Here is a 9,965-nt window from a genome sequence, read left to right as displayed (position 1 = left end):
TTTGACGTAACCTACCACACTGGACATGAAAAACATTCTCCCTTTAATATTTGTCAAATTTTAACAACTTGAACACCAAAATTATGCTTTACATATCGACATCCATCTTCATGGCTTTAGCTTTTCGAAAAAATTTTCGGTGATGCAACTTTCCGTATCCGTTTGGATAGTATACTTATCATGCGACCCGAACAATCCGTTCCATGGAATAACGAAAAGAAACGTAGAAACCGGTTTCTTACGGCTTTGCCGGCTGAAACCGTCTCCCTCGCAGGAAACGGCGATAAAACTCTTCGATAGAGTAGTAGCCATGTGACACAAAGAAGGAGCTTCTCGCAATTTTTTTATTTCGATCTTCCCCGATATATCCACAAGAGTGTGGTATGATGATTGGACAATTCACTCCAAAAAGGATGGAACGATGATCGGAAAAGTCACAATGTTCCCGGCTCTCCTGGCCCTCACCCTCACGGCCGCCTTCGCACAACCCGGCATGCAAGGCTCACAGCATATGCAGCACAAGCATATGAAACAGAAGAAGCAAAATCGCAAAGGGATGAAATCGGTCTTTCTGATCCAGCACGGCCTGCCCCACTACTCCATGATCGTGAAGAAGATGTGGAACGATGAAACGCTGGCCCTCACACCCGAACAGAAGAGGAAACTCGAAGCGATTCGCAGCGAAACGATGCGACAGATCAGAGAGATCGCGCCGCAGGTGGCGCAGCTGCGCAAAAAGATCGTCCGCGGTACGAAAAACGGCCTCAGGGCCGAAACGCTCTACGCCGATGTCGACAGACTCGCCACACTGAAAGCGAAAGCCACCAAAATCCAACTCGACTGCATCGAAAAGACACGGGCCGTTTTGACACCCGCACAGATCGCCTATATCGACAGCCGTATGAAACAGCGTCGCAAAAAGCACCACAAACCCAAAGACCTTTCCGCTCCTGCCCGATAATCTCCGTTTCCCCGCCCGGGCGCGGGGATTGACCCGCGCGTAGCGGACCTTTGCCACACGATGGTGACGATCGCCTCCGTCGCCGTCATCTTCTACGGCCTGGTAATGATCTACGACGCGACGAAATTCATCCGAAACCCGGAAAGAAGCCTTTTGCACTGCTGTGATTGAAAGTGAGTAGTGAGATGCGCTGCGCTTAGTGTTGAGTGTTGAGTGTTGAGTGTTGAGTGTTGAGTGTTGAGAAAGCTGACGCAGGTCAGCTTGATGCATACTGAAACGGCAGCGGCGAAGCCGCCACCTTCTCCCGTTCACGGTTCCCCATTCCCCGTTCACGGAAAAAGCCCCATACGGGCTTTTTCAATCAAGGTCGGGCTTGGGAGTCTTCTCGGTACTGGCAGGCAGCATCGGATAGCGGACATAGGGTTTCTTGCCCGTCAGCGCGCCGAAGAAGGCTTTGATCTTTTTGGCTTCCGCATCGCTGATCTTCACGCCCAGCTGCGTTTCGCCCATGATCTTGATCGCCTCTTCGATATCCCATACCGCGCCGTTGTGGTAGTAGGGGCGGGTTTCGAGGATGTTGCGTAGGGTCGGGGTTTTGACCATGCCGTTCTTGTCACCCTTGAAGTCTCCGACGTTGGCGTACTTGTATTTGCCGGCGACCGGGAAAGGCTGCATCGTACCGCCCAGAGCGACGCCGTTGTGGCAGCTCGCGCACCCTTTGTCGATGAAGATTTTCAGACCCTCTTTCTCTTCGGCCGTCAGTGCCTTCTCACAGCCGTTGAGATACTCGTCGTAGCGAGAAGGTGTCACCAGCGTGCGCTCGAAGACGGCGATCACGTCGGCCACGTCCTTGAATGTCGGGACGAATTTCGGGTCGTTGTAGGCGTGCTTGAAAGCTTTCATATACTCGGGAATCGAGCGAACCACCTGCTCGACATGCTCTTTGGTCGCCGCCATCTCGGGAGTCGCCTGGATCGGTCCCTGGGCCTGATCTTCCAGATCGGGGCTGCGTCCGTCCCAGAACTGCTTGTCGAAAAAGACGGCGTTGTAGACCGTCGGGGAGTTCAGATGATGCGGGTTGGCCGTCCATTTGTGGCCCGTGGCCGCATCGACCCCGTCGACACCGCCGGTGGCCAGGTTGTGGCAGGTGTTACAGCTGATCAGCCCGCTTTTGGAAAGACGGGGATCGAAATAGAGTTTTTTCCCCAGCTCCACCTTCTCGTCGGTGATCGGGTTTTTGGGGTTGTCGATCAGTTTGTAAAGCTCCGATCGCTTCTCTGGAATCGGTTTGAGGCCCGCCTGTTTGGCTTTGTCGATCAGGGTGTCGGATGCCACGGCACTGATACCGAATGCCGCGACGACACCCAATACAACGGTCATTTTCTTCATATCTGCTCTCCTCACTCTAAAATTTGTGTAATTATATCTTCAAAAGATAATATTTTTCCTTAAATAAAATAATTTTATTGCCTGTCAGCACAGATGTTCGCGCTTGAAATACTCTCTGGGCGCTTTGCAGAGCGGACACGCCTTGGGTGCCTTCTTGCCCCGGTGCACGTGGCCGCAGACTTCGCAGACCCAGAACTCATCTTCACCGCTTTCGAAAAAGCCCTCCTCTTCGAGGCACTTTTTAAGCTCCGCGTACTCTCTTTCATGCTCCACTTCCACCTTGGCGATCGCTTTGAGCATTCGGGCGATCTGCTTGTAGCCTTCCGCTTCGGCGATGGCGGCGAAGTTGGGATACATCTCGGTATGCTCGTAGTGCTCGCCCGCCATGGCGATGTCGAGGTTTTTGAGCGTCTCGTGCAGTTCGATGCCGTGCATCAGCTCGTTGTAGGCCCGAAACTCCGCCAGAGCGTGGTACTTCTCGTTCCGGGCCGCCTCTTCGAAGTGCTCGGCGATGCTGTGCCAGCCCTCCTCTTTGGCCATCTCGGCGAAAAATTCGTACTTGTTGCGTGCCATCGACTCGCCGGCGAAGGCTTTCATCAGGTTGACCGCTGTCAGGTTTTCGGTGGTGCAGACCATCTCCTCGCCACAGCAGACCAGCGTACCACCACCGACATGCTGCACCTCCACCTCGTTGCCGCACTTCATACATTTGTAGGTTTCATACTGTCTCACGATACACTCCCTCTCACCTGGTCGATGAATTCGCTGATATCTTCATGTAGAGCCATCAGATCCTCCTCGTGCTCCACCTCGTCGGCCAGGATCTGGCTGACGATGTCGTAGGTGACGATGTCCTTGCCCTGGGTCATCTCCGCCAGCTGGCTGTAGACGCCGATGGCGCACTGCTCGCCCTTGATGGCGTCTTCGAGAATCCTGAGCACATCGAAATTTTCCGGCGCGTCATAACCGCAGTTGGTTTTTTCGAACCACTCTTTGGGATGCAGGATCGGCGTACCTCCCAGCTGGATGATCCTGTCGGCTACCATTCCGGCATGCCGCAGCTCGTCGGCGGCGTGCTGATCCAGTTCGGCGATCGCCGCGTCTTTCATGATCCCTTTGATCACCTTGCTTTCGATGTAGTACTGGTAGTATGCCAGCCACTCGTCCGCATAAGCTCTGTTGAGCAGGTCGATTACCTCTTTGATATCCACACCCTTGATGATGGAATTGCCACGTTTTGCCATAGTTGACTCCTTTTATTGGAAAATTTTTTTCCTTGGAAAATTATTACGTATTTATTCTTAAAAGAAAATTATTTTCCTGTCGACCTGCGTATATTAACACTGTTGTTAAAAATTTTGATGTATAAACTATCAAATACATTTTTTGGTAAAATACCGAGAATTTATGGGGAGAGTATGTTTTATGAAAGGTACAGCCGAACTGCTTAAAGAGCATCAACTCAAAGTGACGCCTCAACGGTTGAAGATCGTCAAGATGCTCGAAAAGCACGGACATATCAATATCGAAGATCTCTACAAGGAGATGCTCAAGGAGTTTCCGAGTGTCTCGCTGGCGACGATCTACAAAAACATCAACCAGATGATCGAAAGCGGCCTGATCCAGGAGGTCAAACTGCCCGAAACCAAGTCGGTCTACGAACTGATCAAAGAGCCGCACCTTCACATGGTATGCGACAAGTGCCACAAAGTCGAAGATATCGTCATCGGTACGGAGAAGATCATCGAAGAGGCCGAAAAAGTGAGCGGTTACATCATTAATGAGAGTTTCATAACACTCCGCGGCATCTGCCCGGATTGTCAAAAAAGATAGAACCTATCTCAAACTTCCCGGGAGCCGGAACGCGCCTTCGGCTCCTCTTTCACTCATCCGTTTCCTTTTCGTCCGCAGTCACTCTGTCTTTGCCACTCTTTTTCGATCGATAGGTATAGGAGTCGACACGTTTATAGAGAGAAAAGGTATCGTCATCCTCTCTGAAGCAGGAGACACCGATACTGATCGTCACATGAAAACGGTTCAGAAACCTGTGCTTTCTTACGCTTTCACAAAGCCCTGTGGCGATCTTTTCGGCATGCGAGGGATCGATAGGCTCGAAAAGTATGGCAAACTCCTCACCGCCGATACGAAACAGCAGATCGCTCATCCGGATTTCATGGGCGATGACGTTCGTGATCTCCCGGAGTACCTCGTCACCCACATCGTGCCCATATTCGTCGTTGATCTGCTTGAAGTTGTCGATATCGAAGACAAGCAGTGCGAATCTGCGTCCATATCGTCGGTATTCGTAGATATACTCCTCCAGCATTTTGCCGAAATAGCGCCGGTTATAGACCCCTGTCAGAGGATCGGTATGGGAGAGCATCTCCAACTCCCTGTTTTTGCGCTTCAGTTTTTCCCGATAGTTGTTGATGGCATCGGACACCATCTTGAACTCCTTGACGACACAATCTCCCGTTTCGATATCGTGATCGTGTTTCAGCGCGCCGGCCATCTGCACCAACTGATCGGAAAAAAGCCTTTTGACAAAGAAGAAGATGGCCATGATCATCAGAAAACTCAGGGCCATGATGACGCCAAGGCGCGTCAGACGGGTGTGATAGCCGGCATAGAAACCGTGCAGATCGTATATCGATCTGAGGATGATGATCTCTCTGTTCACGCTGTCGTTGAAAATATTTTCCGAAAGTGAATAGACCGCCGCCGTTTTGGACGCAGGATCGATTCTGTATCGGATCCTCTCTTTTCCGAAAAGAAGCTCTATCAGGTTTTTCTCTCTCATCGCCCCGGAGATATTCAGATCCAGATGCAGATCTTTGGCGAACTGCCGAAGTAGATCTTCCTTCTCCTTTTCATGCTTCTTGAAAAAATCCTTTTTGTCGAGATAGACTCTGTCCAGTCTCTTGATCAGGTCGTTGCTGGAAAAGATCACCTCCAGCGTTTTGAGATGGGGATAGCGCTCTTTGAGAAGCAGCACTTCGTTGCGTACGTTCTCCAGCGGGAAGTAGTTGTGGGATATCTGTACGAAAAAGTCGCCATGCTTCGATAGTGTGAGGAGGTACCTTCTGAAATCGTTGGAGACCGAGGAGAAATATGGCGTAGAGAGATGATAGGGGATGACACCGTTTCTAACCATATCGAAAATCCTGGAGGCATATTCGTAATTTTTGAAATCCATTCCCACATCCATGGGGAAAGTGGATCGGACGATCACTTTGTCCGGACCGATCAGATAGATGTCGTAGGTTCCGAAAATGACATTTTCGTTGAGACGTTTATGGATGGGTTCGAGCGGTTTGTCGATCGTATCGAAATACTCTTTCACCTCCTGGAGTTTCTGAAAATCGAGCTGGGAGGTTTTGTTGAAAACGTGATGGAGCCTGTCGAAACTGTTCTTGAAATAGTCCTGCAGCTGATAGGTGTTCGTCTCGATCCTCTTCTGCAGTTCTGTCATGAACTCCCGTTTGATGTAGCGATACTGTTCGATACCGATCAGGGCGACAAAGGAGACCAGAATGACAAAGAATATGATATTGACGCTTTTGAGCGATACCGACGGCTTTTTCACATGCAGACCTCAAGATTTCATAGAATTTGTGGTGTATTATGCCGTCACTCGTATAAAATCAAGGATAATTCTATCGACCTCTCGGAAATTTTTCGAGTGAATCGATAAAAAAAGGGGCGGCGGGAAACCCCCACCGCCCCTTGTCGCTTTTCCGGTCGGACCGGACGGCATTACATCATGCCGCCCATGCCTCCCATTCCGCCCATATCCGGCATTGCCGGGGCCGGTTTCTCCTCTTTGATTTCGCTGACGGTCGCCTCGGTCGTCAGCAGAAGGCTCGCGACGCTCGTGGCGTTTTGCAGTGCGACACGCTCGACTTTGACAGGGTCGATGATACCCGCTTCGAGCATATCGACATACTCGCCGGTGGCCGCGTTGAATCCGACATTTTCGTCTTCGGCGCACATGACATTGTTCGCCACGACACCTGCGTCGAAGCCTGCGTTTTCGGCGATCTGCTTCAGCGGTGCCTTGATGGCGCGAAGGATGATATCCGCACCGATCGCTTCGTCACCTTCGAGATTCAGATCGACTTTGCTGGCTGCACGGATCAAAGCCGCACCGCCGCCGATGACGATACCCTCTTCGACTGCCGCTTTGGTAGCGCTGAGAGCGTCGTCGACGCGGTCTTTCTTCTCTTTCATCTCGGTTTCGGTCGCGGCACCGACTTTGATGACGGCAACACCGCCGCTCAGCTTGGCCAGGCGCTCCTGCAGTTTTTCACGATCGTAGTCGCTTGTCGTATTTTCGATCTGGATCTTGATCTCTTTGATGCGCGCTTCGACGGCGGCTTTGTCGCCCTTGCCGTCGACGATCGTCGTGTTGTCCTTGTCGATGACGACGCGTCCGGCCTGTCCCAGATCCGCGACGGTAGCGCTCTCGAGTGTGCGTCCTACCTCTTCGCTGATGACGGTACCGCCGGTCAGTGTGGCGATATCCTGGAGCATCGCCTTGCGTCGGTCACCGAATCCCGGCGCTTTGACCGCCGCGATGTTGAGGATGCCGCGCAGTTTGTTGACGACCAGTGTCGCCAGCGCTTCGCCCTCGACATCTTCGGCGATGATGAGCAGCGGGCGTCCGCTTTGCTGGATGCCTTCGAGAACCGGCAGGATATCCTTGAGGTTGTTGACTTTCTTGTCGGTCAACAGGATATAGGGGTTCTCCAGTACCGCTTCCATCTTTTCGGTATCGGTGATGAAGTAGGGGCTCAGATATCCGCGGTCGAACTGCATACCCTCGACCACTTCGAGCTCGTCGATGATACCTTTGGCCTCTTCGACGGTGATGACGCCGTCTTTGCCGACTTTGTCCATCGCTTCGGCGATCAGATCACCGATCTTGCTGTCGTTGTTTGCGGAGATGCTGGCCACCTGGGCGATCTCTTTCTTGTCTTTGACCTCTTTGGCGATCTTTTTGAGTTCGTCGATGATCGCGTTGGCCGCTTTGTCCATGCCGCGCTTCACTTCGATCGGGTTGGCACCCGCCGTGATGTTGCGCAGACCCTCTTTGAAGATGCTGTAGGCCAAAACGGTCGCAGTCGTCGTACCGTCACCCGCCTCGTCGGCCGTTTTGCTGGCGACCTCTTTGACGAGCTGGGCACCCATGTTCTCGACGGTGTCTCCCAGCTCGATCTCACGGGCGACACTCACGCCGTCTTTGGTGATGCTGGGCGCACCGAAGCTCTTTTGGATGAGTACGTTGCGTCCGCGCGGTCCCATCGTCACTTTGACCGCATCGGCCAGTTTCTTCACACCTTCGAAAAGCTCGTTACGTGCGCTGTCTGAAAAATGAATCTCTTTCGCTGCCATTCTTCAACCCTCCTCTTATTTCAAAATTCCAAGAATGTCGTCGCTGTTGAGAATCAGCAACTCTTTTCCGTCGATGGTAATTTCCGTACCACTGTATTTGCCGAAGACGACTTTGTCACCCTTTTTGATGTGACCCTCTTCTTCGACCTCCGGTCCGATCTCCAAAACGATCGCTTCCTGCGGTTTCTCCTTCGCATTGTCGGGGATGATAATGCCCGATGCTGTTTGCTGGGGTTCGTCGACACGTTCTACCAAAACTCTGTTAGCAAGTGGTTGGAAACTCATGGACGCTCCTTTCAATTTTGATTTAGCAATTACTTTTTTAAAGTGCCGAAATTTTAACCCAAAAAATTTTCTTTGTCAAGAGTTTCGCCATATTATTTAGTCTCTAAACGATATATTCTTTAGTCCATATCGCTCAATATGGTAGTTAATGATTTTTTGTGCACTTCTGGCGACCGTTTCATGATATAATTTGCGAAATTTCCACTGAAATACCCTACCCGAAAGGATCCATATAATGAAATACATCGTCTCCATCGTTGTACTTCTGCTGCTTCTTATAGGAGCTGTCTACGGCGTGCTGTTTACCTCGCCCGGCAACGACTTCCTGAGGCCCGTCATCGAGAGCAAGATCGCGGCCCAGGTGCCCCTGCCGACGAAACTTCAGACTTTCGTCCTGCGTCCCGACCGTTTCGAAGTGGCCCTTCAGATCGGTGAAGATACACACATCGGGGCCAAAGGCACGATGAATCTGATGAGTCAGTCCGTCGATGCCACCTACGATGTCGACATCAAGGAGCTGGCCAATCTTCAGAAACTGATCGGACAGAAGCTCAACGGCCCATTCAGAACCCACGGCACCGTGAAGGGCGATCAGAAAATGATGCATATCGACGGTAAAAGCGATGTCGCGGGAAGCGCCACCGACTATCACCTGGCACTGCGAAACTTCAACCCCGAAAACCTCAAAGCCAAAATCGCCCACCTGCACATCGACAGGCTTCTGCACATGGTCGATCAGCCCGACTATGCCGAAGGACTTGTCGATATCGATGCCGATATCCCGAGTCTCGACATGAAAGCACTCAAGGGCAACGTCGTCACAAAAATCACAAAAGGTCTGGTCCATCCCGCCCCGGTCAAAAACGATTTCAACCTCTCCATACCGTCCAAATTGACCTTCAAAGGGGATATCCATACCCGTCTGGCGGGCACCAAAGCGATCTCCGACGTCGACTTTCTTACATCCATCGCCAGACTCAAAAGCAAGACCCTCACCTACGACATTTCCGACGGTTCGCTCACGACGGACTACAACCTCCACGTACCAAACCTCGACGATCTCTACTTCGTCACCAACCAGCACATGAAAGGCAAGATCACCGTCACGGGTGACGTGAAAGTGGCCAAAAACGGTGTGGAGGCGACGGCCCACTCAGATACGCTCGGCGGCGCTTTCGACGCCCTTTTCAAAAACAACAAAGCCAGCGTGAAGATCAAAAACATCCAGACCGTGGCCCTGACCGATATGCTGCTCTACCCCCATATCTTCGATTCACGGGCCAACATGAATCTCGACTACGACACCGTCACCCAGCTGGGAACCCTGCACGCCGAGCTGCTCAACGGCCAGATCCTTCCCAACAAGATGAGTTTCCTGCTGCGACAGCTGGCGAACTTCGACATCACCCGGGAAGTCTACGAACGCACGACGCTTGACACGAAGATCGAAAAGAAAAAGCTTCACAGCGATCTTTATATGAAAAGCAAACTGACCGAAATCACATCCAAAAACGGCCTGATCGATCTGGAAAAGCAGTATATCGACACGAAGATCGACGTGAAAATCCGGAAAATGCTTCTGCCCGTCGTCATCAAAGGCAAACTGACCGATCCGGAAATCAAAGTCGACAGCAAAGGGGTCATGAAAGCCAAAGCGAAGGAGGAGCTCGAAAAGAGACTCCCGGACAACATCAAAAAATCACCCGCCGGGGATGTTCTGAAAAAACTTTTCTAAAACCCCATCGAAGCATCTTGACACCACCTCTGTTTTTGGTTAAAATACCGCTCCACAAACAGAGGTTGGCTGGGTAGCTCAGCTGGTTAGAGCGCTGGTCTCATAAGCCGGAGGTCGGGAGTTCAAGTCTCCCCCCCGCCACCATTCTTCAATCCCCTGAACACAACAAAAATTTCCGATTTTCAAACATTCTCGTATAAA

Annotated in this window: 9 protein-coding genes and 1 tRNA gene; 4 read left to right on the top strand and 6 right to left on the bottom strand. The window is 51.6% G+C overall.

From position 1 onward, the window contains the following. The first annotated feature begins 421 nt into the window (after window positions 1–421). On the top strand, window positions 422–961 hold the full coding sequence (locus Q1K23_RS05400) for a Spy/CpxP family protein refolding chaperone (RefSeq protein ID WP_300363077.1): 540 nt from the start codon (window positions 422–424) through the stop codon (window positions 959–961). A gap of 357 nt (window positions 962–1,318) precedes the next feature. Here the strand turns inward: Q1K23_RS05400 and Q1K23_RS05395 are convergent, their stop codons facing one another. From Q1K23_RS05395 to Q1K23_RS05385, 3 genes are all read right to left on the bottom strand, one after another. After that, window positions 1,319–2,350 (bottom strand): cytochrome-c peroxidase, encoded by a 1,032-nt coding sequence (locus Q1K23_RS05395; protein ID WP_300363076.1) that lies wholly within the window; start codon window positions 2,348–2,350, stop codon window positions 1,319–1,321. Between the two features lie 84 nt (window positions 2,351–2,434). After that, on the bottom strand, window positions 2,435–3,082 hold the full coding sequence (locus Q1K23_RS05390; RefSeq protein WP_300363075.1) for a ferritin family protein: 648 nt from the start codon (window positions 3,080–3,082) through the stop codon (window positions 2,435–2,437). Then, on the bottom strand, window positions 3,079–3,594 hold the full coding sequence (locus Q1K23_RS05385) for a ferritin-like domain-containing protein (protein ID WP_300363074.1): 516 nt from the start codon (window positions 3,592–3,594) through the stop codon (window positions 3,079–3,081). Before Q1K23_RS05385 ends, Q1K23_RS05390 begins: the two co-directional genes overlap by 4 nt. A gap of 181 nt (window positions 3,595–3,775) precedes the next feature. On the opposite strand from Q1K23_RS05385, the gene Q1K23_RS05380 reads away from it, so the two are divergent. Next, on the top strand, window positions 3,776–4,183 hold the full coding sequence (locus Q1K23_RS05380; RefSeq protein ID WP_300363073.1) for a Fur family transcriptional regulator: 408 nt from the start codon (window positions 3,776–3,778) through the stop codon (window positions 4,181–4,183). 49 nt (window positions 4,184–4,232) lie between these two features. Here the strand turns inward: Q1K23_RS05380 and Q1K23_RS05375 are convergent, their stop codons facing one another. From Q1K23_RS05375 to groES, 3 genes are all read right to left on the bottom strand, one after another. Continuing rightward, window positions 4,233–5,936, bottom strand: coding sequence for a GGDEF domain-containing protein (locus Q1K23_RS05375; RefSeq protein ID WP_300363071.1), 1,704 nt, complete (start codon window positions 5,934–5,936; stop codon window positions 4,233–4,235). A gap of 170 nt (window positions 5,937–6,106) precedes the next feature. Continuing rightward, on the bottom strand, window positions 6,107–7,744 hold the full coding sequence (gene groL / locus Q1K23_RS05370; protein ID WP_300363070.1) for a chaperonin GroEL: 1,638 nt from the start codon (window positions 7,742–7,744) through the stop codon (window positions 6,107–6,109). A gap of 15 nt (window positions 7,745–7,759) precedes the next feature. Then, window positions 7,760–8,029, bottom strand: coding sequence for a co-chaperone GroES (gene groES, locus Q1K23_RS05365; RefSeq protein ID WP_300363069.1), 270 nt, complete (start codon window positions 8,027–8,029; stop codon window positions 7,760–7,762). 235 nt (window positions 8,030–8,264) lie between these two features. Between groES and Q1K23_RS05360 the strand changes: the two genes are divergently transcribed. Next, window positions 8,265–9,764 (top strand): hypothetical protein, encoded by a 1,500-nt coding sequence (locus Q1K23_RS05360; protein WP_300363068.1) that lies wholly within the window; start codon window positions 8,265–8,267, stop codon window positions 9,762–9,764. 67 nt (window positions 9,765–9,831) lie between these two features. Beyond that, a tRNA-Met gene (locus tag Q1K23_RS05355) sits at window positions 9,832–9,908 on the top strand. The last annotated feature ends 57 nt before the right edge of the window (window positions 9,909–9,965 follow it).

The organism is Hydrogenimonas sp. (genome assembly GCF_029933015.1).
Lineage (GTDB): Bacteria > Campylobacterota > Campylobacteria > Campylobacterales > Hydrogenimonadaceae > Hydrogenimonas.
The sequence above is the reverse complement of the archived record's forward strand: the minus strand, read 5'-3'. Positions and strand labels throughout refer to the sequence as shown.

Coding starts and splice junctions, on each gene's coding strand:
- Q1K23_RS05395 (WP_300363076.1), bottom strand. CDS start 2,350: ATGAAGAAAATGACCGTTGTATTGGGTGTCGTCGCGGCATTCGGTATC.
- Q1K23_RS05380 (WP_300363073.1), top strand. CDS start 3,776: ATGAAAGGTACAGCCGAACTGCTTAAAGAGCATCAACTCAAAGTGACG.
- Q1K23_RS05400 (WP_300363077.1), top strand. CDS start 422: ATGATCGGAAAAGTCACAATGTTCCCGGCTCTCCTGGCCCTCACCCTC.
- groES (WP_300363069.1), bottom strand. CDS start 8,029: ATGAGTTTCCAACCACTTGCTAACAGAGTTTTGGTAGAACGTGTCGAC.
- Q1K23_RS05385 (WP_300363074.1), bottom strand. CDS start 3,594: ATGGCAAAACGTGGCAATTCCATCATCAAGGGTGTGGATATCAAAGAG.
- groL (WP_300363070.1), bottom strand. CDS start 7,744: ATGGCAGCGAAAGAGATTCATTTTTCAGACAGCGCACGTAACGAGCTT.
- Q1K23_RS05360 (WP_300363068.1), top strand. CDS start 8,265: ATGAAATACATCGTCTCCATCGTTGTACTTCTGCTGCTTCTTATAGGA.